We start from the raw sequence: 26,406 nt of genomic DNA, 5'->3' as shown, positions 1-26,406 counted from the left end.
TCCCCGGTCAGCCGGGGATCACTGAACGCGGATCACCCGAGCTGGCGTCGTACCTCCGCGGCGACGGCACCGCCGTCGGCACGACCCTTGACCTGCGGCGTCACCACGCCCATCACCTTGCCCATCGCGCGCATGCCCTCCTCGGCGGCGCCGGTCTGGACGATGGCGGCGGAGACGAGGTCGGCGATCTCCGACTCGCTGAGCTGGGCGGGGAGGTACTCGGCGATGACCACGCCCTCGGCGGCCTCCTTCGCCGCCATCTCGGCGCGGCCGCCCTCCTCGAAGGCGACGGCGGCCTCGCGGCGACGCTTCGCCTCGGTGGACAGCACGCCGATGATGTCGTCGTCGGAGAGCTCGCGGGCCTCCTTGCCGGCGACCTCGGCGTTGGTGATGGCGGTCAGCACCATCCGCAGCGTCGAGGAGCGCAGCTCGTCACGCGCTTTGATGGCGGTGGTGAGATCGGCGCGGAGACGGTCCTTCAGAGCACTCATGAGGTCCATTGTGGCAGCCTTGGCGAATGCCTTTCCTGCCCCTGCTGCGTCGCACCGCGGCGCTCGGCGCGGTCGCCGGCGCCGGGTTGGCGTCGTACGCCGCCTGGGAAGCCCGGCAGTACACGCTGCGCCAGGTCACGGTGCCGATCCTCCCCGCGGGGCGGGCGCCGCTGAAGGTGCTCCACCTCAGCGACATCCACATGGCGCCCGACCAGCGGGCCAAGCAGGAGTGGCTGCGTGGGCTCGCCGCGCTCGAGCCCGACCTGGTCGTCAACACCGGTGACAACCTCGCCCACCAGCGCTCGGTGCCGGTCGTGGCTGACGCGCTGGGCGGCCTGCTCGACCTGCCGGGCGTCTACGTCCTTGGCTCCAACGACTACTACGCACCGGGCTTCCGCAACCCCTTCGCCTACCTGCTCCCCGACACCGGCAAGCGCAACACCTCGGTGCCGCAGCTGCCGTGGCCGGAGCTCAAGGACCGGTTCGGCGAGGCCGGCTGGCTCGACCTCACCAACGGGTTCGGGGCACTGGAGGTCGGCGGCACCTCCATCGCGTTCGCCGGCGTCGACGACCCGCACCTGAAGTACGACGACCTCGACCGCGTCGCCGGCCGGGCAGACCCGGCGGCCGACCTGCGCCTCGCCGTCACCCACGCGCCGTACCTCCGGGTGCTCGACCAGTTCGCCGCCGACGGCTACGACGCGATCATCGCCGGCCACACCCACGGCGGGCAGGTGTGCCTGCCGGGCGGCCGCGCGCTGACCACCAACTGCGACCTCGAGCCCGAGCGCGCCCGCGGCCTCCATCGCCACCCCGCCGCCTCCATGCCCGGCGACGAGGGCTCGGCCTGGCTGCACGTCTCCGCCGGCCTCGGCACCAACCCCTACGTCCGCTTCCGGGTCGCCTGCCGCCCCGAGGCGACGTTGATGACGCTGACCCCCGCCACCTGAAGGAGCCGCTGTGCCACGTGTCCGGGTCACCAACTTCGCCGTCTCGCTCGACGGCTACGGCGCCGGCGAGCCGCAGTCGCTCGAGACGCCGTTCGGCCATGCCGGCATGAAGCTCCACCAGTGGCGCTTCGACACCTGGCAGGAGGGTGCGCCCGACGGCATCGACGCCCTCTACGGCCGGCAGTACGACGTCGGCTTCGGCGCCGAGATCATGGGCGCCAACAAGTTCGGCCCGCCCGGGTGGCAGGACGACCCGGACTGGCGCGGCTGGTGGGGCGAGGACCCGCCGTTCCACACCCCGACCTACGTCCTCACCCACCGGCCCCGCGAGCCGCTGGAGATGGAGGGCGGCACGACCTTCCACTTCCTCAGCACGACGCCGGAGGAGGCGCTCGCCATCGCCCGGGAGGCGGCCGGCGACCTCGACGTCCGGATCGGCGGGGGTGCGAGCACGGTCCGCGCCTTCGTGGCCGCCGACCTGGTCGACCACCTCCACGTCCCGGTCGTCCCGATCGTGCTCGGTCGCGGCACCCTGCTCTGGGACGGTCTGGAGGGCCTGGAGGACCGGTTCCTCATCGAGTCGCTCGTCGCGCCCAGCGGCGTGATCCACCTGAGCCTCTCGAGGAAGCCGTCGGCCTGAGTCCACGCAGCCGGGGCGATTTCGGGAGGCCCCGATCGCTCCGGTATGCTCGCCCGCGTTGCCCGGACCGTTCTCCGGCTCGGGCGGCGGGCTGTGGCGCAGCTTGGTAGCGCGCCTCGTTCGGGACGAGGAGGCCGCAGGTTCAAATCCTGTCAGCCCGACATCCGGAGCCCCCGGACCCACATCGCTGGGTCCGGGGGCTCTTGTCATCCCGGAACGGACGAGCATCCCTACAGTGGTCCGATGGCCCTGCTCTCGTGCAGCTTCTTCTCCGACGCCCTCGAGCGCGGGACCTCGATCACCGTGGTCCTGCCGCAGCCCTCGCAAGCGCAGATCGGCGTCAGCGGGACGGACCTGTCGGACCCGCCGCGGGTCCTCTACCTCCTGCACGGCCTGTCCGACGACCACACCGCCTGGACGCGCTACACCTCCATCGAGAGGTACGCCGCCGAGCGGGGCTTCGCGGTCGTGATGCCCGCGGTCGACCGGTCCTTCTACGCCAACGAGAAGCTCGGCCACCGGTACTGGGACTACGTGTCGGAGGAGCTGCCGCAGTTCGTCGACAGGTACTTCCGCCTGTCGCAGGATCCTGTCGACACGTTCGTGGCGGGACTGTCGATGGGCGGATACGGGGCCCTCAAGCACGCGCTCACCCACCCGGAGCGCTACGCGGGCGTGGCCTCGCTCTCCGGCGTGGCCGACATCCGTCAGCTCGCCGAACGGCTCGAGCGCGCCGAGATCGTCGAGCGGGTGTTCGGCGGAGAGTTCGGTTCGGGGGACGACCTCTTCTCCCTGCTCGCCTCGATCGACCCCGCCACCGCCCCACGGTTCTACATCGGCTGCGGCACCGACGAGGACCGGCTGATGCCGCCCAACGAACGCTTCGTCGCAGAGGCGCGGGCCCGCGGTCTCGACGTGACGACGGACTTCCGGCCCGGCACCCACGAGTGGGGGCTCTGGGACGACCAGATCCAGTCGGTGCTCACCTGGATGGCTGGATCCTAGACGGCCGCACGTGTGGCACCCTGCCCTCATGGCAGACGGCACCCGGGACGACGGTCCCTCCCTGGAGATGCCCTCCTTCTCGCTGCGGCGCCGCAAGCGCCCGCAGGAGGAGGCCGCTCCAGAGCCTGAGGCGTCCGTCCCCGAGCCCAACCCGACGCCGATCGTCCCCGAGCCGGAACCCGAGCCGGTCGTCCCGGAGCCCGAGCCGACGCCCGTGGTGCCGGAGCCCGAGCCGACACCGGTGGTCCCCGATCCCGTGCCCGACCCTGCGCCGACGCCGATCGTGCCGGAGCCCGAGCCGGCACCCGTCGTGCCCGAGCCGGAACCCGAGCCGCTGCCCGAGGAGGCCGAGGGCGGTCGTCGTCGGGCGCGCACCGCTCCCCCGCTCACCGGGCTCCCGGCCGCGCTGGTGACCGGAGTCCTCGTCGGCGCGCTGGCGGTCGGGCTCGCCTGGCTCGCTGGCGCCGGCTGCGACGTCGTACGCGGCACCACGGCGTGCGGGGGTGCGCTGGGCCTGCCGATCCTGCTCGCCGGCCTCGCGGTGCTCGCGTGGGCCGGGACGCTGCTGCTGCGGTTCTTCGGGATCACCGACGCGGGCTCCACCAGCATCCTCGCCGTGGGTGTCCTGACGGTGCTGGTGATGCTGTTCCTGCTCGACGTGCTCGACGAGTGGTCGATGCTCGTCGTGGTCCCCGTCCTGGCCGTGCTCGCCTATGGCCTCTCGTGGTGGGTCACCGCGTCGGTGGTAGGCGACGACGCCGGGACCGAGGTCCCGGAGCCGCACGACGTGCGCTGAGGGGTGGTTGTCAGGCTCTCGCTGAACTTGTCAGGCCGTGCACGGGCCGACATGTTCAGCGATCCCCGGCTGACCGGGGATCGCTGAAGAGGATGGACATCAGCGCGCGGCGGCGATCAGCTCCGCGATCTGCACCGTGTTGAGGGCCGCGCCCTTGCGCAGGTTGTCGTTGCTGACGAACAGCGCGAGCCCACGGTGGTCGGGCACGCCCTCGTCGCTGCGGAGCCGGCCGACGTAGGACGGGTCCTTGCCGGCCGCCTTGAGCGGGGTCGGCACCTCGTCTAGCGCGACACCCTCGGCCGTCGCGAGGATCTCGCGCGCCTGCTCCGGGGTCAGCGGCCGCTCGAACTCGGCGTTGATGGCGAGCGAGTGCCCGGTGAAGACCGGCACGCGCACGCAGATGCCGGAGACCGGCAGGCCGGGGATGCCGAGGATCTTGCGCGACTCGTTGCGGAGCTTCTGCTCCTCGTCGGTCTCGTTGAGCCCGTCGTCGACGATCGAGCCAGCCATCGGGAGCACGTTGTAGGCGATCGGCTCGACGTACTTCACCGGCTCGGGGAACGCGATCGCCGAGCCGTCGTACGCCAGCTCGCGGGCCTTGTCGCCCGCCTCGGCCACACCGTGGGCGAGCTCGTCGACGCCGGCGACGCCCGAGCCCGACACGGCCTGGTAGGTGGAGACGACGAGGCGCACCAGCCCGGCCGCGTCGTGCAGCGGCTTGAGGACCGGCATCGCGGCCATCGTGGTGCAGTTGGGGTTGGCGATGATGCCGCGCCCGGCCTCGATCACCGACGCCATCGCGCCGGGGTTGACCTCGGAGACGACGAGCGGGATGTCGGGGTCCTTGCGGAAGGCCGAGGAGTTGTCGACGACGATCACGCCGGCCTCGACGAACTTCGGCACGAGGGCCCGCGACGTCGTGGCACCCGCGGAGAAGAGCGCGATGTCGAGCCCGGTCGGGTCGGCGGTCTCGGCGTCCTCGACGGTGATCTCGCGGTCGCCGAACGGCAGCACCGTGCCGGCCGAGCGTGAGGACGCGAAGAAGCGGACCTGGTCGGCGGGGAAGTCGCGCTCGAGCAGGATCTGGCGCATCGCGACGCCGACCTGGCCGGTAGCGCCGACGACGCCGATGCTGACGCTCATCGCCCGGTGCCTCCGTAGACCACGGCCTCGACCTCGTCGGCGTCGAGGTCGAACGCCGAGTGGGTGGCGCGTACGGCGTCGTCGACGGCGTGCTCGTCGACGACCACCGAGATGCGGATCTCGGAGGTCGAGATCATCCCGATGTTGACGCCGGCCGAGGCCAGGGCGCCGAAGAACTTCGAGGTGATGCCCGGGTGCGAGCGCATGCCGGCGCCGATCAGCGAGACCTTGCCGATCTTGTCGTCGTAGAGCAGCTTGTCGTAGCCGACCTCGCCCTGGATCCGCGCGAGCGCGGTCATCGCGGTCTGGCCGTCGGTGCGCGGGAGCGTGAAGGAGATGTCGGTCAGGCTCGTGGCCGCGGCCGAGATGTTCTGCACGATCATGTCGAGGTTGATCTGCGCGTCGGCGAGCGCCTCGAAGATGCGGGCCGCCTCGCCCACCTTGTCGGGAACGCCGACGACGGTGATCTTGGCCTCGCTCCGGTCGTGGGCGACTCCGGCGATGATGGGCTGTTCCATGGTCTCTTCCTCGGGTGCGTCGGCACCCGGGTCGTTGACGACCCACGTGCCCTCGAGCTGGCTGAACGACGAACGGACGTGGATCGGGATGCCGTAGCGGCGGCCGTACTCCACGCAGCGCAGGTGCAGGATCTTGGCGCCGCAGGCGGCGAGCTCGAGCATCTCCTCGTAGGAGACCTTGTCGAGCTTGCGTGCGGTCGGCACGATCCGCGGGTCGGCGGTGAAGACGCCGTCGACGTCGGTGTAGATCTCGCAGACGTCGGCCTCGAGCGCGGCAGCCAGGGCGACCGCGGTCGTGTCGGTGCCGCCGCGGCCCAGGGTGGTGATCTCCTTGGTGTCGGCGGAGACACCCTGGAAGCCGGCGACGATGACGATGTGGCCGTCGCCGATGGCCTGGGTGATCCGGCCCGGCGTGATGTCGATGATCTTGGCCTTGCCGTGCACCGAGTCGGTGATCACGCCGGCCTGCGAGCCGGTGAACGACCGGGCCGTGAAGCCGAGGTCGCTGATCGCCATCGCCACGAGCGCCATCGAGATCCGCTCGCCGGCGGTCAGGAGCATGTCCATCTCGCGTGCCGGCGGCAGCGGCGAGACGCCGTTGGCGAGGTCGTAGAGGTCGTCGGTCGTGTCGCCCATGGCGGACACGGCGACGACGACGTCGTGACCGGCCTTCCTGATGTCCACGATGCGCCTCGCGACGCGCTTGATGGCGTCGGCGTCGGCGAGCGAGGAGCCGCCGTACTTCTGCACGACAATGCCCACGATTGGTCCCTCGGAGATCGATTGGCTGCTTCGGGTCCGCCGGCGCCGTCGGCGGCGGACGCAGTCGATTCTACGGCTGGGCGCCCGGTGAGCTCTCGAGCATCTCATCCGCGACGGCGAGCGCCTCCGCGTCGGCCTCGAAGTCGGTGTCGAAGCGGTCGTGCGCGACGACGGTCAGGAGCGCGTTGAGCGCAGCGCCGGCGAGGTTGCCCCAGTTGTTGACGTAGGAGAACTGCCACCACCACAGCGCCTCGTCGACGTTGCCGGCGCGGAAGTGGCGCAGGCCGTTCTCGAGGTCGATGGCGATCGAGGTCATGTCGTCGGAGAGGCGGCTCACGACCACCTCGGGGATGTAGGGGTCGAACACGAAGGTGTACGAGTCGACGCCCCCGAGCATCTCGGCCAGGCGCAGGCGCATCTCGTCGATGTCGGCCTCGGGACCCACGTCGGGCTGGAACTCCTCGACCGGGGTGAAGTCGTTCTGGGCACCCAGCCGGGCACCCGCGAGCAGCACCTGGCTGATCTCGAGCAGCAGCAGCGAGACCGCCTGCGCACCGTTGCCCTCCCGCGCGATGGCGCGCAGGGCGAGCAGGAAGCTCTCCACGGAGTCGGCGATCTGCTCACCGAACCTGGTCTGGTCGGCGTCGGTCACGGTGCCCTCCTTCACTGGGCTGATCTCCTTCCGGCGAACGCTCGTCCGAGCGTCACCTCGTCGGCGTACTCCAGGTCTCCACCCACTGGCAGTCCACTCGCCAAGCGGGTCACGCGCAACCCCATCGGGGACAGCAGGCGTGTGAGGTAGGTCGCGGTGGCCTCGCCCTCGAGGTTCGGGTCGGTGGCGAGGATGACCTCGGTGACCGTGCCGTCGGCCAGCCGCGGCATCAGCTCCTTGACGTGGAGCTGGTCGGGGCCTATGCCGTCGATCGGCGAGATCGCGCCGCCGAGGACGTGGTAGCGGCCACGGAACTCACGCGTGCGCTCGATGGCGACGACGTCCTTGTACTCCTCCACGACGCACAGCACGCTCGGGTCGCGCCGCTCGTCACGGCAGATCCGGCACTGCTCGTCCTCGCTGACGTTGAAGCAGATCGAGCAGAACTTCACCTTGGCCTTGACCTCGATGAGCACGTCGGCGAGGCGGCGCACGTCGGCGGGCTCGGCCTGCAGCAGGTGGAACGCGATGCGCTGCGCACTCTTGGGACCGACCCCGGGCAGGCGGCCCAGCTCGTCGATCAGGTCCTGGACGACTCCTTCGTACAACGAAGCCCCTCAGCCCAGGCCGGGGAAGCCGAGTCCGCCGGCCCCGCCGCCCAGACCCTCGCTCAGCGGGCCGAGCTGGTCACCGGCGAGCGCCTCAGACTTGGCCCGGGCGTCGCGGTAGGCGGCGACGATCAGGTCGGCCAGGTCGGACAGGTCGTCGGGGTCGCTGCCGTCGAACTCGCCGGCCTTGATCGAGACGCCGACGAGCTCGCCGACGCCATTGGCGGTGACGGTGACCGCCCCGCCGGCGACCGTGCCGTCGACGGTCTGCTTGGCGAGGTTGGCCTGGGCCTCCTCGAGCTGCTGCTGCATCTGCTGCGCCTGCTGGAGGAGGGCGTTCATGTCGAAGCCGCCCCCGAGGGCGTCGAACGGGTTCTGGGTCATCGGGTCTCCCACGTCGTGGATGGTGCCGGGTCGGGACGGGCCGGGCGGGTCAGTCGTGCTTGATCTCCTCGATCAGCCGCGCGCCCAGCGTCTGGCTGAGGAGGGACTCGGTGTCGAGGGCCGCCGACTCGGCGTCGGGGTCGTCGGGGTCGACGTCGTCGTCGGCGGAGCGGACCGGCTGGGCCGGCTCGGCGGCACCGCCACCGGCACGCGCGGCCTCCAGCGCCTCGCGTGCCGGCGCCGCGGACACGGGAGGCAGCGGCTCGGCCGGCGGGGCAGCCGGCTGCGCCGCGTCACCGGTCACCCACGCCGGGGGCGCCTCGGGGGCGTCCTGGGCCGGGGCCGGGGCGTCGTAGGACTCGGTGGCGGCCTTCTGCACCACGGGCTGTGCGGCGGCCGCGCCGCTCGGGTCGACGATCGACTCCACGCGCCAGTCCATGCCGACGACGTCGATCGCGGCCTGGCGCAGGATCTCGTCGCAGCCGCCGTTGACGAACGAGTCACGGGCGCCGGAGTTGGCGAAGCCGACGGTGAGCCGGGTGCCGTCGACGTCGACGACGTGGGCGTGCTGGGAGAGCACCATCCACGCCAGGCGCCGGCGGTTCTTGGTCTGCTCGAGGATGTCCGGCCACAGGCGTCGTACGTCGACCAGGCTGAGGCCGCCACGCGGACCGGCGGGCTGCTCGGCGACGGGCTGCTCGGAGGCGACCGGTGCCTCCGCGGCGACCGGAGCGGGCTCGGCCAGCGGGGCCGGCGGCGTGACAGGAGAGGCGTCGGGCATCGGCGGCGGGGGCGGCGGACCGTCGGCGCGCACCGGCTCGGCCGACGGCACAGGCGGTGGCGGAGCGGGCTCGTCGGCGCGGGCAGGGGCCTCGGGCACCGCAGGCGCCGGAGCCTCCGCGACGGGAGCGGCGGGCTCCGGGGCCGACGGCGCAGGAGCAGCCGGGGCTGGAGCAGCCGGGGCTGGCGCGGACGGAGCCGGTGCGGACGGAGCCGGTGCGGCGGCAGCGCGGGCAGCGGCCGCACCTGTCGGCACGCCGGAGACGTCGAGCCGGCGCTCGAGCCGCTCGAGACGGGCCATCACGCCGTCGGACGTGTGGTCGGCCCCCGGCAGAAGCACCCGGGCGCAGAGGAGCTCGAGCAGCAGCCGCGGCGCGGTCGCACCGCGCATCTCGATGAGGCCGGCGGCCACGATGTCGGCGGCGCGGCTCAGCTCGATGGCGCCGAAGCGGGCGGCCTGCGCGACGAGGCGCTCGCCGGCGTCCTCGGAGACGTCGATCAGGCCGGTCGCCGGGGCGTCGGGCACCGCGGTGACGATGACGAGGTCGCGCAGCCGGCGGAGCAGGTCCTCGGTGAAGCGGCGCGGGTCCTGGCCGGTCTCGACGACCTTGTCGACGACCGAGAAGACGGCGCCGCCGTCGCGGGAGGCGAACGCCTCGACCACCTCGTCGAGGAGCGAATCGGGCGTGAAGCCGAGCAGGTCGGTGGCCAGCTTGTGGGTGACGCCGTCGGGACCGGCGCCGCCGAGCAGCTGGTCGAGCACCGAGAGCGTGTCACGGGCCGACCCCGCTCCGGCGCGCACGACGAGCGGCAGCGCGGCCGACTCGATCGCGACGCCCTCCTCGGCGGCGAGCTGGGAGAGGTAGTCGCTGAGCAGCCGCGGCGGGATCAGCCGGAAGGGGTAGTGGTGGGTGCGCGAGCGGATCGTCGGCAGCACCTTGTCCGGCTCGGTCGTGGCGAAGATGAACCGCAGGTGGGGCGGCGGCTCTTCGACGAGCTTGAGCAGGGCGTTGAAGCCCTGCGTGGTGACCATGTGGGCCTCGTCGATGATGTAGACCTTGTAGCGGTCGCGCACCGGCGCGAAGAACGCCTTCTCCCGCAGGTCACGGGCGTCGTCGACACCGCCGTGCGAGGCCGCGTCGATCTCGATCACGTCGATCGAGCCCGGGCCGCCACGGGCGAGGTCGCGGCAGCTGTCGCACTCCCCGCACGGGTCGGCGACCGGCGCCTGGGCGCAGTTGAGCGCGCGGGCCAGGATGCGCGCCGACGTCGTCTTGCCGCAGCCGCGCGGGCCGGAGAAGAGGTACGCGTGGTTGACCCGGTTGGCCGCGAGCGCAGCCCGCAGCGGCTCCGTGACGTGATCCTGGCCGATGACCTCGGCGAACGTCTCGGGCCGGTAGCGGCGATAGAGCGCGAGCGGTGACTCCACGCGTGAACCCTAACCGGGCCCACCCACACTGCACACCGGCCGGGACCACCGCGCGTACGACGTCCCGACCCGCGCCGCCGATGCCAGCCGTCAGCCCTCTCGATGAACTTCCACGCACTCGGGCGAAAGTTCATCGACCGCTGAGCGTGAACGCCCGAGATCACCGCTGAACTTCCACGCGCTCGGGTGGAAGTTCATCCAGGGCTGCCGCGGCCCAGAGATGCAGAGGCCCCCCACGCACCCGTCAGAGCTCACTGACCCTTGCTGCCTTCCGGCCCTGGGGGATTGGGCGAGGTGACGCCGCGTGGGGGGTTGCGGAGGAGTCTAGGTGAGCCGTGATCGGCGACCCAAAACCGGGACCCGACCCGGCCGCCTCCGGGCGATTTCACCGGCCACGGAGCCGACGGGTACTCTCCTCCGCGGAGGTATCGCCTAGTGGCCTATGGCGCTCGCTTGGAAAGCGGGTTGGGTTAATAGCCCTCGGGGGTTCGAATCCCCCTACCTCCGCCGACGCGAAGGCCCCGCACATCAGTGCGGGGCCTTCGTCGTGTCCGGAGGTCGTACGCCGTCAGCGCACCTGGGGCTTGAGGCCGTAGCGCCACTCCTCGGAGATCAGCAGGCTCCCCTCGTCGAGGCGCCGCTCGACGGCGTCGACGAGCATCGCGGACGCCTTCTCGGGGTAGACCCGGTCCCAGGTGAGCTCCTTGCGGTGCTCGAAGACGTTGTGGACCACGGCGGTCATCAGGTCCTTGCTCACCGGCGGGGCGAGGAAGTTGCTGCCGGCGAGGAAGGTCTCGGAGCGGTCGGAGCCGAAGCGGAGCGTCACGCACGGCACCTGGAGCACGTTGGCCTCCTCCACGATGCTGCCGGAGTCGGTGACGATGACCGCGCACATCGACATGGCGGCCACGACGTCGAGGTAGCTGTCCCACACGGGCGTGGTGATCAGCGCGTCGCCGTACCTCGCCTCGAGGTCCTCCAGCCACTGGCGGCGGCCGAAGTTGTCGATGGCCGACTCGGTGCCGAGCAGGCGGATGAAGAGGACGTGGTGGCCCTGCTCGAGCAGCGACTCCATCGCGTCCATCAGCAGGTTGAAGCGCTCGCGGTTGGTGGTGTTCTCGCGGCGGTGCACGCAGAAGCGGAGGAACGAGCCGTCGCCCATCTGCGGGAACTTCTGCAGCACCTGGTTCTTGTCGCTGCCGGCGATCGCCTGCTCGAGCGCGTCGACGACCGAGTTGCCGACGACGTCGATGGCGGCCGGGGCGAAGCCCTCGTCGATGAGGAACTCGCGGTTGAGCTCGACGGGGGCGGCGTGGAAGTCCGAGCCGGCGTCACAGACGCGCGTGTTGAACTGCTCGGGCGAGGGCTCACGGCTGCCCTTGGACCAGCTGGCGCGGTCGATCGACTGCTCGCGGAACGACGCCCAGTCGAGGTCGGAGCCCTGCTCGATCCAGCCGCGCAGCACCTCGGGCCGCGGCGACAGCGTGCGCAGGCCGGCCTCGACGTGGACCAGCGCCTGGCGCTCGCCGAACGTGGCCAGCGAGCCCGCCATCGCGGTGGTGGTGTCGCCGTGGACGTAGGTGATCGGGAAGCCGCCGCGCTCGGAGAAGCCGCGCAGGTAGAGCGCGAGCTTGGCCGTGATGCCCGAGACCAGGTCGTTCACGCCACCGCGGACCTCGAGGTTGATGTCCTCACGGACGCCGAACTCGTCGAGCATCGACTGGGAGAGGTTGTGGTCGTAGTGCTGGCCGGTGTGGCAGAGCACCACGTCGTGGCCCCGGTCGCGCAGCTCGTGGTAGATCGGCGCCTGCTTGATGATGTCGGGCTTGGTCCCGACGACGACGATGTGCTGGCTGTTCTCGTGGGACATGGGTTCCTTCGATGTGCGGGCGGTTCAGGGGTTCAGAGGAGATCTTCTCGCGGGCTCGCCGCGAGCAGCGAACGGAGGTGCGCGAGCGTGCCGGGGTCCAGCGCCTTCTTCTTGTCGAGGACGTAGACCGCGTCCTCGTGGGCCACGACCACCAGGCCGGTGGCACCGAGCGTCACGACGGGCCGCCCGTCCATGCTGGCGACCAGGACGTCCTCGCTCTCGAGCTGGAGGGCGGGGCCGATGGCGCCCTCGTCGTCCTCGGCGAGGACCTGCTCGAGCCGCTTCCACGTGCCGATGTCGCTCCAGCCGAGGTGGCGGGGGACGACCAGGCACTCCATCCCGGCGGCGAGGAGCGGGTAGAGCTCGTGGCCGCCGATCGCGGCACCGTGGTAGCCGTTCACGTCGGGCCGGTCGGAGGCGAAGCGCTGGATGGAGTCGAAGACGATCGGCATCGCGGCCCGGTAGGCGTCGCACGCCTGCTGGACGCGTACGCCGTAGCAGGCGGTGTTCCAGTAGAGCGAGCCGTCGTCGCCGAGCTCGTCGATGGTCGCCGGGTCCGGCTTCTCGAAGAAGCTGGTGATGACCTCGACCGGGCCGCCCTCGCCCTTGGTGTGGATGTAGCCGAGGCTGCCGTCGAAGTGGGTGGGCTCGGCACCGAGCACGACCATCGACTCCGGGCTCGTGACGAGCTGGGCGAGCATGTCGCGCGAGGCCTGGTTGAAGGCGTCGTCCTCGGTGATGAGGTGGTCGGACGGGGCGATCAGCGCCGGCGCGTTGCCGTACTTGTGGGCGAGCGTGGCGATGCCCAGCGCGAAGGCGGTCGCCGGGCCGGCCGGGTCCTCCTCGAGGATCAGGTTCTCCGGCGGGACCGGGCCCAGCGTCGCGCGGGCGGCGTCGGCGAACCGGGCGCGGGTCGAGACGTGGATCCGCGACGGGTCGACGATCTCGGTGAGCCGCTCGATCGTGCCGGTCAGCAGCGGTCGCCCACCCACCACGGGCTGGAACTGCTTGGGACGACGGTCCCGGCTGATCGGCCACAGTCGTGACCCCTGGCCTCCGGCCAGGATGACGGCGACCGGCTCGTCCGAGGTGTCAGTCATGGCCCGATTCCATCATGTCGGGGCCGCCCGCACGCGAACTCCTCACGATCGTCGTACGAGGGGGCGGAGCATGAAGGCGAGCGCCAGGAGCGACCCGGCGACCAGGCCCGACCACAGGAGCATGGCGCGCGGGGTGCTGAGGAGGTCGGCCTGCTGCACGGGCGGCGGTGCCTGGGAGTCGGCGTGGGTCTCGCGGACCGTGGTCTCGATCTTGCCCTGACGGCCGGCCTTGACCTGGCGGGTCAGCGCGTCGTGCGCCTGCACCACGCCGGCGCCGGTCCAGGGGTTGTCGACCACGCCGTCGGTGGGCGCGCCGCCTCCCTCCGTGGTGGCCTGGAGCCGTGCGACCAGCTGGGCGTGGGTGTCGCGCGGGTAGTGCTCGCGCAGCAGCGCCACCAGGCCGCTGACCTCGGCCGCGGCCCAGGAGGTCGCGACCTCGCCGACGACGCAGACCTGCTCGGTGGCGTTGGCCGAGATCGCACCGACGGTGGGCGCCGCGACGTCCGTGTCCATGTTGGGTACGACGGACTGGCTGGGGTCGTCGTTGCCCGGCGGGGTGGCGCTGACGGCCAGCACCCCGGGGTAGTCGGCGGGGTAGACGTCGGCGTCGTTGCCCGGTGTGCCGTCAGGCCCGCCGTCGTCCTCCTCGCGGTTGCCCGACGCGGCGACGACGACCAGCGGCAGCGCCACCAGCTTGGCGACGGCCGCCTCGAGGGCGGGGTCGGAGTTGCGCACGGCGAGGGAGATGTTGACGACGTCGAAGCGCTCGCGCGGGTAGGCGTCGATGACCGCGTTGATGCCGGCGACCATGCCGGCCGACGTGAGCGCCTTCTGCCCCTGGGAGGTGTCGGCACCGTCGCCGTCGAAGACCTTCACGTCGTAGACCGTCGCGTCGGGCGCGACCCCGTGCGGGCCCGCGATCAGCCCGGCCACGATCGTGCCGTGACCGGAGAGCAGGCCGTTGGGGTCGGTGCCGGCGACGGCGGCGAGGCCGACGCGGTCGATGCCCTGGACCGACCAGACACCGCTGTCGATCACCGCGACCTTCACGTCCTTGCCGGTCGCGATGCCCTGGGCCTGCTCGACGTGCATCCGCTCGAAGGCGGCGTTGGTCTTGGTGTGGGTGTCGGCCAGCCGCTCCGAGCCCGGGACCGCGCCGACGTCGCACGGCGCCGGGTGGTCGGCCGCGGCCGGGCCCGCCCAGGCCGGCACGACCGCCGTGGCGAGCACACCGGCCGCGAGCGTCGTACGGAGGAGGCTCATGAGCCGCTGTCCGCTTCCGAGTCGTCGGGCGGCGGCGCGTCCTCGGGGACCCGGCGCGCACTGTTGGTCGACAACGGCACCCCGGACTCGAAGAACTCCAGCCACGAGCTCGGCACGAGCGGCGGCTCGACGTCGGCGTAGCCGATGTAGGTCGGCACGAGCGGCCCGATCAGGGCGTACTTCTCGCCCTTGGTGTCGATGACGTAGGGGGTGCCGTCGGCGGCCGCCTCGTCGGAGCCGGCCAGCACGTAGGCGCCCGCGCTCGGCTCGACGTCGACGTCGTGCTTGCCCACGCCGATCGGCGTCGGGGTGGTCGGGTCGGCGGCGCCGGTCGGGTTGGTGGCCAGGCTGACCTCGTTGGACCCGACGGCCGGGTGGAGCACGGCGCACAGCGCACCGTTGGGCACGGCCGTCGGCAGCTTGGTGGGCCACTCGACGGGGTAGGTGGGGTCGCCGAACTGGGCGCGCAGGTCGTCGGGCACCTCGACGGCCTGCTTGCCGACGACGTCGTAGACCATGCCCGCGAAGGGGCTCAGCTCCTCGGGCTTCTCGTCACCGAGGAGGTAGTACTTGCCGGTGCCCGACAGCAGGAGGTCGCCGACGCTGAAGTCGGAGAGGTCCTGCCCCGTGTCGCCGTACGGCACCGGCTTGCCGAGGTCGTCGATGCCGAAGGCGGTGGCCTCGAGGCCCTCGCCGAGCGGGAAGAGGTTGAGCCACTCCTCGTCGACCTCGGTGGGCGTGGCGCCGAAGTCGAGCTGGTTGCCGACGGTCGAGGCCGCGGTCGCGTCGGCGGGCATGGGGAAGCGGTAGGCGCGGCCCTGCTTGCTGCCGACGGCCGGGGCCGTGGCGATCAGCCACTGCTTCCCCTCGCTCGAGACCAGGAAGGCCGACCCGGTGAGGTCCTCGACGGTGGGGTCCTGCTGGACGGCGACCTTGATGCCGGTGTCGGCGGTCGTGCAGGCGGTCCAGCCGTCGTCGACGAGTTCGTCGGCGGACGGCAGGCCTGCCGGAGCGCCCTCGATGCCGAGGTCCTCGCCGAGCTGGACCGTGCGGATGTACTTGTCGCGGACGGTGAACGGCGTCAGGTCGGGCTCGCCGATCAGCAGCTGCGCGGAGACGTAGTTGGGCACCCGCTGGAGCAGCGGGTCGTCGCCGCCGCGGAGGACGACGTACTGCTCACCGGTGTCCTTGGAGATGACGAAGCTGGGCGCCTCGAGCCACTGCGCCGGCGGGCGGCCGAGCAGGAAGCCGGCGATCGCGGCGCCGGCGAGCAGCAGCACCGAGAGCGCTACGCCGCCGATCAGCACCCGGCCCGGGCGCACCGGCTCGACCTCGCGGCCTCCGGGGGCGCCGGAGACGAACGCCGTGACGAGGCGCCGACGGCTGAACGCGTGGGCCTCGACCAGGTCCTTCTTGGTCGCCATCGATCAGCCCGCCACCGCGGAGACGAAGCCGGCCGCGAGCACCATCAGCGGCAGCAGCGCGATCAGGGTGACGGTCTCGACGACGTCGCCCATCCGGCCGCGGCGCACCGAGGCCGACGCGGGCACGAGGGTCAGCGCGAGGAGCAGGGCACCCACCCCGGCGAGGCCGATGGCCGCGCCCGCCCGCCAGCCGTCGTGGATCAGCAGCATCGAGACGGCCACCGACACCAGGCCGAGGATGCCGGAGGTCAGGCCGGCGAGGACCTCGGCGCCGGTGCGGTACTGGCGGGTGCGGAACATGACGGCCAGGCAGCAGACCGCGGCGAGGATCGTGCCGAAGACGCCCCGGCCCACCGCGAACGGCGCGAAGAGGACGAGCAGCGTGCCGACGGTCGCGGAGACGGCCAGCAGGATCTCGTGGCCGACCCGGGCGTCGTCGGCGACCTCGTCGGGGTCGATGTCGTCGGGGTCGGCGGTGATGTCGTGCAGGGAGTAGAGCTGGTCGACCTTGGTGCCGGTGACGCCGAGCGCCATCCACGGGAAGACGCTGCCGGCGAGCACGACGAGGGTCATCAGGACGGTGAAGACCACGCTCGGCTCGAGCGGGGCGACCCGGATCAGCACCGAGCTGGCGACCAGCACGGCGCCCACGACGATGGCGGGGATGACCAGCGGGCGGCCGTCCTGCAGGCCGACCACGGCGACCAGGCCTGCGGCGAGCACGCCGAGACCGGCGAAGAGGAGGGGGTTGGTGAAGAAGGAGTCGTCGAGCGGCCAGCTCCACTCCGGCAGCTCGCCCGGCGCGAGCAGGAGGCCGGCGACCGCGGCGTAGAGGGCGGCCAGCAGCGACACGGCCACCCCGGCCTCGGGCTCGCCCTGGGCCCGGGCGAGGACGACGCCACCGACGACGAGCAGGCCGGCGATCACCGCCGCGGCGACCCCGCCGAGGATGCTCTCGCCCTGGAGCAGGAGGGCCAGCGCGCCGAGGCCGAGCAGGATGCTGCCCGCCCCGAGTGCCGTACGACGACCGGCCGAGGGCTCCCACGGCCGCAGCTCGTTCTCCACGACGTCGGCCATCGCCTCGACCACGTCGTCGTACACGCGGGGGGCGGGGTCGTCGACGCCGGCGGTGACGGTGAGCAGGCCGCCGTCCTCGATGCCCTGCATGGTGAGTCCGGCGTCGTTGGCCAGGATCCGCCCCTCCTGGGTCACCAGTCGGTAGCCGCCGTAGACGGTCGAGGCGTCGAGCAGCCCGACCGAGCGCGCGAGCTCCGGGACGAGCTCGGCGACCGGGATCGAGCCCGGCAGCACCAGGTCGACGCGACGCGACCCCGAGGCGATGGTCACCCGGACCAGGCCCGAGGCAACCGAGGACCCCTGACTCATTGGCGTTTCCCCCTGAAAAGTCCTGGACGTGCGTGGACGGGGAGCAGCCTAGGCGACCGCTGCCCCGGAAATGGCCCGAGGCCGGTCATCCCCGGAGGGACGACCGGCCTCGTAGCTGGCAGTGCGCTCAGAAGCGGTTGGCACCGCGCGCGTCGGCGGCCTTGTACTCGGCGTTGGACGAGTCGACGCCCTGGCTGGCCTGCTGGAGCAGCAGGGTCATCTCGCTCATCGCCTGGTCCCACTTGGCCTTGGCCTGGTCGTAGGCCATCTTGGCGTTACCGTTCCAGTCCGACTTGAGGGGGTTGAGCTCGTTCTCGAGCTGGTCGAGCCGGGCCTCGATGTCCTTGGCGGCCTTCATCACGTCGGCGGCACCGGTGTCGAGGTGGCCGTGCTGGACCTTGATTCCGTCGAAAGTCATTGCGATCTCCTAGATCTCGAAGTCAGTGTCGGCCGGTCAGCCGAGACGGCCCTGCAGGTTGACGTGGGCAGCGGACTGGCTCTCGTCGGTCGAGACGTTGTCGCGCTCGGTCTCCTTCATCGAGGCCGAGAGCTGGTCGAGCGCCTTCAGGATGGTCTCCTGCTTCTCGTTCCAGGCGATCATGAGGTTGTTGAACGCGGTGGCACCCTGGCCGCCCCATCCCGCCATCATCGTCTGGATGTTGCCGGAGAGCACGCCGCACTTGTTCTTGACGTCACCGCGGGCCTGGTCGACGAAGTCGGCACCCTTGGAGAGGGCCTTCTCTGTCTGGCCGTACATGTCGCTCATGAAAGATCCTTCTCCCTCGGCGGTCGAACCGACCGAGTTACTTGGTGGTTGGTGTCACTGGACTGGTGGTCCGGTGCTCGGGGAGACGTCCCGACCCCCCGTGCTGACGAGGCATCTACCCGAGCGATTCGGGGCTAAACCTCACGACGTCATTTCCCACAACCTGCGGAAAACTCCCGCGGCGACGACGGCTGCGGCGAAGGCGAAGCTGCCGCACAGCGACTCCGCGACCTCGGCCCGGCGCGACCACCACACCGAGCGCCAGCCGCGCCCGGTGGCGACGGCCGCGGCCAGCGCGACGAGGCCCAGCGCGACCACCACGTAGAAGAACGTGCCGAGGTGCCCCGCCCCCGGGCCGACGACGAGGTGCACGGACAGCGAGGCGAGCGCCGCGAGACCGGCGAGGCGGAGCAGGGCGCGGGCGGCCGCGTGGCGGTAGGAGCGCGCCGCCAGGAGCAGCGAGCAGCCGGCGAAGAAGACCAGGCACCGGGCACCGATGCGGTCGAGGTCGATGTGGGCGGCGTGCAGCAGCAGCGGGCTCGCGACGGTCACCGTCACCAGGATCGCCACGGAGGCGCCCGTGACGAGGCGTGAGGCCCGGTGGACCAGTCGCTCCATCGCGTCGGACGCGACGACGATCCGGCCGCGGCGCCCGCCGCGGTGGCCGTCGCGGGCCGACCACGCCGTGACCGCGAGGCGGTCGAGGTCGAGCAGCGCCTCGTCGGGCACGTCGACGGCGAGCGACGGTGCGAAGCGGGCGGCCATCATCGACAGGAAGACCAGCAGGGTCCAGGAGATCCGGGCGTCCCAGCCCAGCAGGGCGGAGAGCGCACAGCACGCGAAGAAGGTGAGCCCGCTGGCGATCCACACGGTGCTGATCTCGTCGGTGCCCACCGACATCGCCCGACCGATGCCGGCCACGACCGCCGCCGAGATCGCGGAGGCGCCGAGGATCGCAGGGAGCAGGTGGACGCCCGGCTCGTAGAGGGCGGCGAACGCGGCGGCAGCAGCGAAGGCCGGAGCGGCGGCGGCACGCTGACGGGTGTGGCGCCCGACCGGGAGGACCCCGACCAGCGCGCACGCCAGCAGCACCCCGACCGTGACGGTGCGGATCGTGTCCTCGCCCGCGCGACCGGCGTACCACCCGGCGAGCGCGGCGACCAGCGCGGCGATGGTGGCGATCATCGAGGCGAGCTCGGGGCTCTCGGGCGCGTTCTTGGCGGCCTCGCGCAGCGTCACCTTGCGGGGCCGGTGGACGCCCGAGGTCGCGACCAGCACGTCGCCGGCCTGGACGCCGGCCTCCCCCAGCGACACCGACGCGTTGAGTCGCTCGCCGAGCGCGGTCTGGAGGAGCGGGATCGCCGCGACGTCGGCCTGCTTGGCGTACTCGCGGGCGACGTCGACGGACGTGGCACCGGTGGGTACGACGAGGTCGAGCACGCCGGCAGGGCCGTGCACGCTCACGGCGATGGTCGCGCCAGCGGAGCTGGGCATCGCGACGTCCGACACGGATTCCCCCTTCGCGTGCATCGGGCGCTTCTGGGCTGCAGGGTAGTCGCGCCCGTCCGGACGCACACCTATCATCGTCGCGACTTCATCGGGCGAGGCAACGGGGGATGCGTGAGCACGACACTGCGAGGCGGGCAGCGGCTCGACGAGCCCGAGATGCCGGGCGGCCAGATCGTCCTGCAGCCGCCGCCGGAGCTGCAGGAGGGCGAGGGTGCCGGCGGCGTCCTGATGAACGCCATCCCGATGCTCGGCAGCCTCGGCTCGATCGTGCTCGTGGCGACGATGGGCGGCGCCAACAAGAGCCGGAGCTTCCTCGCAGCGGGCATGTTCCTCTTCGCCACGCTCGGCTTCATCGTGGTGCAGATCGACCGGCAGCGGAAGCAGCGCGCGCAGCAGGTGACCGGCTCGCGCACGGAATACCTCCGCTACCTCAGCAACATCCGCAAGGTCGCCCGCGAGGCCGCCGACCAGCAGCGCCGGGCACTGAACTGGCACCACCCCGAGCCCGCCGCGCTCCCCTCGCTCGCCGAGGACCGCACCCGCCTGTGGGAGCACACCGCCGCCGACGACAACTTCCTGCACGTGCGCTACGGCCTGTGCTCGCAGCCGCTGTCGCTCGAGCTGGTGCCGCCGGAGAGCGCGCCCGTCGACCAGGTCGACCCGGCCGCCGCGTCCGCGCTGCACCGGCTGCTCGTCGTGCACCGCCTCCAGCCCAACCTGCCGGCCTCGATCGACCTGCGCGCCTTCGACCGCATCGAGCTGTGCGGCGACGCCGAGGAGGTCCGCTCGACCGCCCGCGCGATGATCTGCTCGGCGACCGCCTTCCAGAACCCCGACCAGCTGGTCGTCGCGGTGCTGAGCTCCGAGCAGAACCTCACGCACTGGGACTGGGTGAAGTGGCTCCCCCACGCCCAGAGCACCCGTGAGGCCGACGCCGTCGGCCCGATGCGCCTGGTCGCCACGTCGCTCGACGACCTCGGCAACCTGCTGCCGCCCGACCTCAGCGACCGCCCGCGCTTCGGCGCCGACGAGCGCGCCGCGACGCCGCACATCCTGCTGGTGATCGACGGCGGCCACCTGCCGCCGGGCAACCACATCGTCCCGCCCGACGGCCTCCACGGCGTGACGCTGCTCGACCTGCCGGCCCGGTGGGACGAGCTCGAGGACTCCACCCGCCTGCGGCTGGAGTTCGTCGACGGCCCCGACGAGCTCGGCAAGCGCCCGGTCCGCGCACTGCGGCTGCGCGGCGAGCCGGTCAAGGCGCTGGCCGACCAGTGCGACATCGCCACCGCGGAGGCGTACGCCCGTCGCATCGCACCGTTGAAGACGGCCAGTGCGGAAGCGGCCTCGGCCGGCGGCACGGTCGACATCACCTCGACCACGCCCGACCACATGGACCTGCTCGGCCTCGGCGACATCTTCGCCTACGACCCGGCCACCGCCTGGCGGCCGCGACCCGCGCGCGACCGGCTTCGGGTGCCGATCGGCATCGGCGACTCCGGCGGCCTGATCCACCTCGACATCAAGGAGTCCGCCCAGCAGGGCATGGGCCCGCACGGCCTGGTGATCGGTGCGACCGGTTCCGGAAAGTCGGAGTTCCTCCGCACCCTCGTGCTCGGCCTGGTGATGACGCACTCCTCCGAGCAGCTCAACCTCGTGCTCGTCGACTTCAAGGGTGGTGCGACCTTCGCCGGCATGGCCGACATGCCGCACGTGTCGGCGGTCATCACCAACCTCGCCAACGAGCTCACCCTCGTCGACCGCATGCAGGACGCCCTGTCCGGCGAGATGACGCGTCGCCAGGAGCTGCTGCGCGACGCCGGCAACTACGCCTCGGTCCGCGACTACGAGAAGGCGCGCGCCAACGGCGAGCCGCTCGAGCCGATGCCGTCGCTGTTCATCGTGGTCGACGAGTTCTCCGAGATGCTCTCGGCCAAGCCGGAGTTCATCGACCTCTTCGTCGCCATCGGCCGCCTCGGCCGCTCGCTCGGCCTGCACCTGCTGCTGGCCTCGCAGCGCCTCGAGGAGGGCCGCCTCCGCGGCCTGGAGTCACACCTGTCCTACCGCGTCGGCCTCCGCACCTTCTCCGCCGGTGAGTCCCGCGCGGTGCTCGGCGTCCCGGACGCCTACGAGCTGCCCGCCGTCCCCGGCCTCGGCTACCTCAAGCCCGACCAGTCCACGCTGCTGCGGTTCAAGGCGGCGTACGTCTCCGGGCCTCCGTCGAGCCGCACCCGCGTCACCCGCGACGAGGGCGGCGCGATCCGCGGCATCCTGCCCTTCACCATCTCCGAGGTGCAGGCGCTCGAGACGACGACCGAGGAGACGCCCGAGGTCGCGCCCACGCCGCAGCAGCAGGGCGAGCAGCCCTCGCTGCTCGACGTCGCCGTGCAGCGGATGATCGGCAAGGGTCCGGAGGCGCACCAGGTCTGGCTGCCGCCGCTCGACGTGCCCGACACGCTCGACGAGCTGATGCCCGACCTGGTCGAGAGCCCCGACCTCGGCCTCACCTCGCCGCAGTGGCGCAACGTGCCGGGCCTGGTCATCCCGCTCGGCACCGTCGACCGACCGCGCGAGCAGCGCCGCGACACCATGACGCTCAACCTCACCGGTGCCGCCGGCCACGTCGCCGTCGTCGGCGGACCGCGCTCCGGCAAGAGCACCCTGCTGCGCAGCATCGTGACGAGCATGGCGCTGGTGACCACACCGCTGGAGTCGCAGTTCTTCGTCCTCGACTTCGGTGGTGGCGCGTTCGCGCCGATGACCCGGCTGCCGCACGTCTCGGGTGTCGCGACCCGCTCCGAGCCCGACGTCGTACGACGCGTGATGGCGGAGGTCGAGGGCATCGTCGACCGCCGCGAGGCCTACTTCCGCGAGAACGGCATCGACTCGATCGAGACCTACCGGTCGCGCCGCTCGCAGGGCCGCGCGGACGACGGCTGGGGCGACGTGTTCCTCGTCATCGACGGCTGGAGCACGCTGCGCGCGGAGTTCGACGACCTCGAGATCGAGATCCAGCAGCTCGCCGCGCGCGGCCTGACCTTCGGCCTCCACATCGTCACCGCCTCGACCCGCTGGGCCGACTACCGCGCCGCGATGCGTGACGTCTTCGGCTCCAAGCTCGAGCTGCGCCTCGGCGACCCGCTCGACTCCGAGGTCGACCGGAAGGTCGCGGCGCTCGTGCCGGTCGGCCGACCGGGTCGCGGCCTCGTGCCGTCGAAGCTGCACTTCCTGGGCGCCCTTCCGCGCATCGACGGCGACGGCAACGCCGACACCCTCGGCGACGGCGTCGACGACCTCATCGACCGGATGGCCGCGGCGTGGAAGGGCCCGCAGGGTCCCAAGCTGCGCCTGCTGCCGGAGCTCGTCACGCTCGACGCGATCCGCGAGGACGCCGTACGCCGGCAGCTGCCGGAGAAGCGGATCCTGCTCGGCATCAACGAGAAGGAGCTCGCCCCGATCGGCCTCGACGTCGACGCCGAGCCGCACATGCTGGTCTTCGGCGACGGGCAGTCCGGCAAGAGCGCGCTGCTGCGCAACTACGTCCACGAGATCATGCGCACCCGCACGCCGAAGGAGGCGCAGATCGTCCTCGTCGACTACCGGCGCTCACTGCTCGGCGAGGTGCCCGACGAGTACCTCCTCAACTACCTCACCTCCGCCACCCAGGCGACCCCGACGCTCAAGGACATCGCGACCTACCTCGAGGGCCGGATCCCCGGTCCCGACGTGACGCCCGACCAGCTCCGCAGCCGGTCGTGGTGGACCGGTGCCGAGGTGTTCGTGGTGGTCGACGACTACGACCTGGTCGCGACCGCGCAGTCCTCACCGGTCTCGTCGCTCCAGCCGCTGATGGCGCAGGCGCGCGACGTCGGCCTGCACGTGGTGGTGGCGCGACGTACGGGTGGTGCCTCGCGCGCGCTCTACGAGCCGGTCATCCAGTCGCTGCGCGACCTCGCGATGCCGGGCGTCATGCTCTCGGGCCCCCGCGACGAGGGCGTGCTGATCGGCAACCTCCGCCCCCAGCCCGCACCCGCCGGCCGGGCCCGCGTCGTCACCCGCGACCGCGGCACCGAGACCGCCCAGCTGGCCTGGCTCGACCCCACGATGTGAGGTCTCGGGCGGTGGTCCACCTACATTTCCGGTCCTCGAAAATGTGGCTGGATCACCGCTCGGGCGCGTGTCGTACGCCGACTCGCCGGCGGGCGGTGGTGCACCTACATTCCGAGGCTCAGGAATGTAGGTGGACCACCGCTCGGGCGACGACGGCTCAGCGCCGTCCGGAGTTGAACATCCCCCGGGCGATCTCGCGGGCGGCGGTGCGCATGAAGTCCTTGAACGCCGTGGACTTCACGACCGTCTCGACCATCGAGTCCTGCTCCTTCTCGGCCTTCTTGGTGACGCGCTCGTTCTTCTGCTCGCGCGCCATCTCCTTGACCTTGGCGTCCTCGGCCGCCTTCTTGGCGCCCTCCTCGAGCTTCTTGGCGAGGAGCTCGCGGGCGGACTCACGGTCGATGCCCTCGGCGTACTTCTCCGACAGCGGTGACGCCTTGACCGACGCCTCCATGCCGGAGGCCTCGGCGGCGTCCATCAGCGACTCGGGGGCGCGGAGCCGGGTCCACGCGACCGGCGTCGGGGCGCCGCGCTCGTTCATCACCGTCACGACCGCCTCGCCGATGCCGAGGGAGGTGATCACCTCGCCCAGGTCGTCGTACGCGCTGTTGGGGTAGGTGTTCACCGTCGCCTTGAGCGCCTTGGCGTCGTTGGGCGTGTGGGCGCGGAGCTGGTGCTGGATGCGGGAGCCGAGCTGGGCGAGGACGTCGTCAGGCACGTCGGTCGGCGACTGCGTCACGAAGAAGACGCCGACGCCCTTGGAGCGGATCAGCCGGACGGTCTGGGCGATCTGGTCGAGGAAGGCGTCGGAGGCGTCGTTGAAGAGCAGGTGCGCCTCGTCGAAGAAGAAGACCAGCTTCGGCTTGTCGAGGTCGCCCTCCTCGGGCAAGTCGTGGAAGAGGTCGGCGAGCAGCCACATGAGGAACGTGGAGAAGAGCGCCGGCCGGTCCTGGAGGTTCGGCAGCTCGAGCAGGCTGATCACGCCGCGGCCGTCGTCGGTGAGCCGGAGGAAGTCCTTGCTCTCGAACTCCGGCTCGCCGAAGAACACGTCCGCACCCTGCGCCTGGAACGACACCAGCTCGCGCAGGATCACGCCGGCCGTCTGGGGCGAGAGGCCGCCGATGCCCTTGAGCTCGGCCTTCCCGGCCTCGTCGCCGGTGAGGTACTGCAGCACCGCGCGCAGGTCGGCGAGGTCGAGCAGCGGCAGCCCGTTCTGGTCGCAGTAGTAGAAGACCAGACCGAGGGAGGACTCCTGCGTCTCGTTGAGCCCGAGGACCTTCGCCAGGAGGGTCGGGCCGAACGCGGTCATCGTGACCCGGACGGGTACGCCGATGCCCTGGCCGCCGATCGCGTAGAACTCCGTCGGGAAGCCGGTCGCCGTCCACGTCTGGCCGACGCTGGCGGTGCGCGCGGTGAGCTTGTCGCTCGGCTCGCCCGGGACGCTGAGGCCCGACAGGTCGCCCTTGATGTCGGCTGCGAACACGGGCACCCCGTTGGCGCTGAGCTGCTCGGCCAGCAGCTGCAGCGTCTTGGTCTTGCCGGTGCCGGTCGCGCCGGCGACGAGGCCGTGACGGTTGAGCATGCCGAGCGGGATCCGGATGTGGACGTCGCTGAGGTCGGTGGCGTTCAGCATCAGGCCGCCGAGCTCGAGGGCGGGACCCTCGAACTGGTAGCCCGGCGCGACGGCGGCGGAGATCGGGTCCGTCGGGGCCGGCGGCTCCGGAGGCGCGGCGGGCTCGGTGACGAGCTCGCCGGCCGCGGCGTCCGCAGGCCCGGGCTCAGGGGCCGCAGCCGTCGGCTCGGCGGGGGTGGCCTCGGGCGGCGTCGGCTGGGCCTCGGGAGTCGCCTCAGGGATCTCGGTCATGCTCGCGAGCCTAGTCAGCGGACCGGGCGGCGACGAGGGCGTCGTTATGATCCCAGCGTGATCTTCAAGCGGGTGGGCGTCGGCCGGCCCTACCCCGACCACGGGCTGACCTCACGCGCCTGGGCCGAGCTGCCCCCGCGCCAGGTCCGGCTCGACGAGCTGGTGACCACCAAGGACACGCTCCAGCTCGACGCCCTGCTCGACGAGGACTCGACGTTCTACGGCGATCTCTTCGCGCACGTCGTGCAGTGGCGCGGCGACCTCTACCTCGAGGACGGGCTGCACCGCGCGCTGCGCGCCGCCCTGCAGCAGCGCCTCGTGCTGCACGCCCGCGTCCACCAGGCCGGTGACACGTGAGCGGGGCCCTGCGCTCCGCGCTGACCCTCGCGTTCCTCGGCCTGATCGTCGTCGTCGCCACGATGTGGGGGTGGTCGGCCTTCACCGAGCCGTTCCCCGAGGACGACCCGGTCCCGATCTGCGAGAACGCCGCGATCCCCGCGGGCACCGAGGTGCGCCGCGACCAGGTCGTGGTCAGCGTCTTCAACGGCAGTGGCCGCAGTGGCCTCGCCGGGGCGACCAGCGCCCAGCTCGAGGAGCGCGGCTTCGTCGCGGGCGAGGTGGCGGACTCGCCGCAGCCCGCCGCGACCACCCAGATCTGGAGCTCCGACCCGACCAACCCCGCCGTCCAGCTCGTGCAGCAGCAGTTCAAGGGTGCGCAGGTCGTGCCCGGCGACCCGATCGGGGTCGGCGTGGTCGTGGTCATCGGCGAGAAGTTCCAGGCGCTGCGCTCCAAGCAGGTCGAGTCCGTGGTCGCCGACGGCGACTCCACGATCTGCAAGGCCACGGGCTCGGAGTAGCGCCGCTCAGACGGTATGACGTGACCGCCTCGGGGTGAGGGGGTTGCGGGCCGGGGCCTCTCACATGCATGTACGTGGGTTGTCGGGCAGGAGTGGCCT

At 71.8% G+C, this 26,406-nt stretch carries 23 protein-coding genes, 2 tRNA genes and 1 other RNA gene; 9 read left to right on the top strand and 17 right to left on the bottom strand.

Annotated features, from left to right (window positions below; translation table 11 throughout):
• Positions 1–32 precede the first annotated feature (32 nt).
• Positions 33–491 (bottom strand): GatB/YqeY domain-containing protein, encoded by a 459-nt coding sequence (locus tag J2X46_RS18085; protein ID WP_310253029.1) that lies wholly within the window; start codon positions 489–491, stop codon positions 33–35.
• Between the two features lie 26 nt (positions 492–517).
• Between J2X46_RS18085 and J2X46_RS18080 the strand changes: the two genes are divergently transcribed.
• From J2X46_RS18080 to J2X46_RS18060, 5 genes are all read left to right on the top strand, one after another.
• Positions 518–1,441, top strand: a complete 924-nt coding sequence (locus J2X46_RS18080; protein WP_310253028.1) for a metallophosphoesterase — start codon at positions 518–520, stop codon at positions 1,439–1,441.
• 10 nt (positions 1,442–1,451) lie between these two features.
• A complete protein-coding gene (locus J2X46_RS18075) occupies positions 1,452–2,081 on the top strand; it encodes a dihydrofolate reductase family protein (protein WP_310253027.1) in 630 nt (209 codons plus the stop codon).
• 87 nt (positions 2,082–2,168) lie between these two features.
• A tRNA-Pro gene (locus J2X46_RS18070) sits at positions 2,169–2,242 on the top strand.
• 82 nt (positions 2,243–2,324) lie between these two features.
• Positions 2,325–3,086 carry an alpha/beta hydrolase family protein gene (locus tag J2X46_RS18065; protein WP_310253026.1) on the top strand — a complete coding sequence of 254 codons (762 nt, stop codon included), beginning with the start codon at positions 2,325–2,327 and terminating at the stop codon, positions 3,084–3,086.
• A 28-nt stretch (positions 3,087–3,114) separates the two neighbouring features.
• On the top strand, positions 3,115–3,882 hold the full coding sequence (locus J2X46_RS18060) for a hypothetical protein (RefSeq protein WP_310253024.1): 768 nt from the start codon (positions 3,115–3,117) through the stop codon (positions 3,880–3,882).
• Positions 3,883–3,981: 99 nt separating this feature from the next.
• On the opposite strand, the gene J2X46_RS18055 is transcribed toward J2X46_RS18060, so the two are convergent.
• From J2X46_RS18055 to ffs, 7 genes are all read right to left on the bottom strand, one after another.
• Positions 3,982–5,025, bottom strand: a complete 1,044-nt coding sequence (locus tag J2X46_RS18055; RefSeq protein ID WP_310253022.1) for an aspartate-semialdehyde dehydrogenase — start codon at positions 5,023–5,025, stop codon at positions 3,982–3,984.
• The gene (locus tag J2X46_RS18050; RefSeq protein ID WP_310253020.1) at positions 5,022–6,305 is read right to left on the bottom strand and encodes an aspartate kinase; all 1,284 of its coding nucleotides are present in this window, start codon (positions 6,303–6,305) and stop codon (positions 5,022–5,024) included. The genes J2X46_RS18055 and J2X46_RS18050 overlap by 4 nt, the downstream gene beginning before the upstream one ends.
• Positions 6,306–6,375: 70 nt before the next feature.
• On the bottom strand, positions 6,376–6,957 hold the full coding sequence (locus tag J2X46_RS18045) for a DUF5063 domain-containing protein (RefSeq protein ID WP_310253018.1): 582 nt from the start codon (positions 6,955–6,957) through the stop codon (positions 6,376–6,378).
• Between the two features lie 11 nt (positions 6,958–6,968).
• The gene (recR, locus tag J2X46_RS18040; protein ID WP_310253016.1) at positions 6,969–7,565 is read right to left on the bottom strand and encodes a recombination mediator RecR; all 597 of its coding nucleotides are present in this window, start codon (positions 7,563–7,565) and stop codon (positions 6,969–6,971) included.
• A 9-nt stretch (positions 7,566–7,574) separates the two neighbouring features.
• The gene (locus J2X46_RS18035; RefSeq protein WP_310253014.1) at positions 7,575–7,961 is read right to left on the bottom strand and encodes a YbaB/EbfC family nucleoid-associated protein; all 387 of its coding nucleotides are present in this window, start codon (positions 7,959–7,961) and stop codon (positions 7,575–7,577) included.
• Between the two features lie 37 nt (positions 7,962–7,998).
• On the bottom strand, positions 7,999–10,158 hold the full coding sequence (locus tag J2X46_RS18030; RefSeq protein WP_310253012.1) for a DNA polymerase III subunit gamma and tau: 2,160 nt from the start codon (positions 10,156–10,158) through the stop codon (positions 7,999–8,001).
• Between the two features lie 224 nt (positions 10,159–10,382).
• Positions 10,383–10,472, bottom strand: an RNA gene (gene ffs / locus J2X46_RS18025) — signal recognition particle sRNA small type.
• Between the two features lie 107 nt (positions 10,473–10,579).
• Here ffs and J2X46_RS18020 point away from each other — a divergent pair.
• A tRNA-Ser gene (locus tag J2X46_RS18020) sits at positions 10,580–10,665 on the top strand.
• A gap of 61 nt (positions 10,666–10,726) precedes the next feature.
• On the opposite strand, the gene J2X46_RS18015 is transcribed toward J2X46_RS18020, so the two are convergent.
• From J2X46_RS18015 to J2X46_RS17980, 8 genes are all read right to left on the bottom strand, one after another.
• Complete coding sequence (locus tag J2X46_RS18015; protein WP_310253010.1) at positions 10,727–12,028, bottom strand: UDP-N-acetylglucosamine 2-epimerase; 1,302 nt, start codon at positions 12,026–12,028, stop codon at positions 10,727–10,729.
• Positions 12,029–12,060: 32 nt separating this feature from the next.
• Positions 12,061–13,128 carry a sugar phosphate nucleotidyltransferase gene (locus J2X46_RS18010; RefSeq protein WP_310253008.1) on the bottom strand — a complete coding sequence of 356 codons (1,068 nt, stop codon included), beginning with the start codon at positions 13,126–13,128 and terminating at the stop codon, positions 12,061–12,063.
• Positions 13,129–13,170: 42 nt separating this feature from the next.
• Entirely contained in the window at positions 13,171–14,391 is a 1,221-nt protein-coding gene (locus J2X46_RS18005) for a S8 family serine peptidase (RefSeq protein ID WP_310253007.1), read from the bottom strand.
• The gene (locus J2X46_RS18000; RefSeq protein ID WP_310253005.1) at positions 14,388–15,815 is read right to left on the bottom strand and encodes a type VII secretion protein EccB; all 1,428 of its coding nucleotides are present in this window, start codon (positions 15,813–15,815) and stop codon (positions 14,388–14,390) included. Before J2X46_RS18000 ends, J2X46_RS18005 begins: the two co-directional genes overlap by 4 nt.
• A gap of 3 nt (positions 15,816–15,818) precedes the next feature.
• Positions 15,819–17,201: a type VII secretion integral membrane protein EccD gene (eccD, locus tag J2X46_RS17995; protein WP_310253004.1), complete on the bottom strand. Its 1,383-nt coding sequence runs from the start codon at positions 17,199–17,201 to the stop codon at positions 15,819–15,821.
• A 127-nt stretch (positions 17,202–17,328) separates the two neighbouring features.
• Positions 17,329–17,619 (bottom strand): WXG100 family type VII secretion target, encoded by a 291-nt coding sequence (locus J2X46_RS17990; RefSeq protein ID WP_310253002.1) that lies wholly within the window; start codon positions 17,617–17,619, stop codon positions 17,329–17,331.
• A 36-nt stretch (positions 17,620–17,655) separates the two neighbouring features.
• Positions 17,656–17,967 carry a WXG100 family type VII secretion target gene (locus tag J2X46_RS17985; RefSeq protein WP_310253000.1) on the bottom strand — a complete coding sequence of 104 codons (312 nt, stop codon included), beginning with the start codon at positions 17,965–17,967 and terminating at the stop codon, positions 17,656–17,658.
• A gap of 141 nt (positions 17,968–18,108) precedes the next feature.
• A complete protein-coding gene (locus J2X46_RS17980) occupies positions 18,109–19,476 on the bottom strand; it encodes a hypothetical protein (protein ID WP_310252998.1) in 1,368 nt (455 codons plus the stop codon).
• Positions 19,477–19,587: 111 nt separating this feature from the next.
• Here J2X46_RS17980 and eccCa point away from each other — a divergent pair, with 111 nt between their 5' ends.
• Positions 19,588–23,586 (top strand): type VII secretion protein EccCa, encoded by a 3,999-nt coding sequence (gene eccCa / locus J2X46_RS17975; protein ID WP_310252996.1) that lies wholly within the window; start codon positions 19,588–19,590, stop codon positions 23,584–23,586.
• 157 nt (positions 23,587–23,743) lie between these two features.
• On the opposite strand, the gene J2X46_RS17970 is transcribed toward eccCa, so the two are convergent.
• The gene (locus tag J2X46_RS17970; RefSeq protein ID WP_310252994.1) at positions 23,744–25,450 is read right to left on the bottom strand and encodes a helicase HerA-like domain-containing protein; all 1,707 of its coding nucleotides are present in this window, start codon (positions 25,448–25,450) and stop codon (positions 23,744–23,746) included.
• Positions 25,451–25,507: 57 nt separating this feature from the next.
• Between J2X46_RS17970 and J2X46_RS17965 the strand changes: the two genes are divergently transcribed.
• On the top strand, positions 25,508–25,807 hold the full coding sequence (locus J2X46_RS17965) for a type II toxin-antitoxin system VapB family antitoxin (protein WP_310252992.1): 300 nt from the start codon (positions 25,508–25,510) through the stop codon (positions 25,805–25,807).
• Positions 25,804–26,307, top strand: a complete 504-nt coding sequence (locus tag J2X46_RS17960; protein ID WP_310252990.1) for a LytR C-terminal domain-containing protein — start codon at positions 25,804–25,806, stop codon at positions 26,305–26,307. The genes J2X46_RS17965 and J2X46_RS17960 overlap by 4 nt, the downstream gene beginning before the upstream one ends.
• Positions 26,308–26,406: the final 99 nt, after the last annotated feature.

Source organism: Nocardioides sp. BE266, assembly GCF_031457855.1.
In the GTDB taxonomy this organism is placed as follows: Bacteria; Actinomycetota; Actinomycetes; order Propionibacteriales; family Nocardioidaceae; genus Nocardioides.
The sequence above is the reverse complement of the archived record's forward strand: the minus strand, read 5'-3'. Positions and strand labels throughout refer to the sequence as shown.

Bases quoted from the DNA above. Each gene is read 5' to 3' on its own strand.
- J2X46_RS17990 (WP_310253002.1), bottom strand. From the start codon at position 17,619: ATGACTTTCGACGGAATCAAGGTCCAGCACGGCCACCTCGACACCGGT.
- J2X46_RS18080 (WP_310253028.1), top strand. From the start codon at position 518: ATGCCTTTCCTGCCCCTGCTGCGTCGCACCGCGGCGCTCGGCGCGGTC.
- J2X46_RS17970 (WP_310252994.1), bottom strand. From the start codon at position 25,450: ATGACCGAGATCCCTGAGGCGACTCCCGAGGCCCAGCCGACGCCGCCC.
- J2X46_RS18085 (WP_310253029.1), bottom strand. From the start codon at position 491: ATGAGTGCTCTGAAGGACCGTCTCCGCGCCGATCTCACCACCGCCATC.
- J2X46_RS18055 (WP_310253022.1), bottom strand. From the start codon at position 5,025: ATGAGCGTCAGCATCGGCGTCGTCGGCGCTACCGGCCAGGTCGGCGTC.
- J2X46_RS18015 (WP_310253010.1), bottom strand. From the start codon at position 12,028: ATGTCCCACGAGAACAGCCAGCACATCGTCGTCGTCGGGACCAAGCCC.
- J2X46_RS17985 (WP_310253000.1), bottom strand. From the start codon at position 17,967: ATGAGCGACATGTACGGCCAGACAGAGAAGGCCCTCTCCAAGGGTGCC.
- J2X46_RS18010 (WP_310253008.1), bottom strand. From the start codon at position 13,128: ATGACTGACACCTCGGACGAGCCGGTCGCCGTCATCCTGGCCGGAGGC.
- J2X46_RS18005 (WP_310253007.1), bottom strand. From the start codon at position 14,391: ATGAGCCTCCTCCGTACGACGCTCGCGGCCGGTGTGCTCGCCACGGCG.
- J2X46_RS18060 (WP_310253024.1), top strand. From the start codon at position 3,115: ATGGCAGACGGCACCCGGGACGACGGTCCCTCCCTGGAGATGCCCTCC.
- J2X46_RS18000 (WP_310253005.1), bottom strand. From the start codon at position 15,815: ATGGCGACCAAGAAGGACCTGGTCGAGGCCCACGCGTTCAGCCGTCGG.
- eccD (WP_310253004.1), bottom strand. From the start codon at position 17,201: ATGAGTCAGGGGTCCTCGGTTGCCTCGGGCCTGGTCCGGGTGACCATC.
- J2X46_RS18065 (WP_310253026.1), top strand. From the start codon at position 2,325: ATGGCCCTGCTCTCGTGCAGCTTCTTCTCCGACGCCCTCGAGCGCGGG.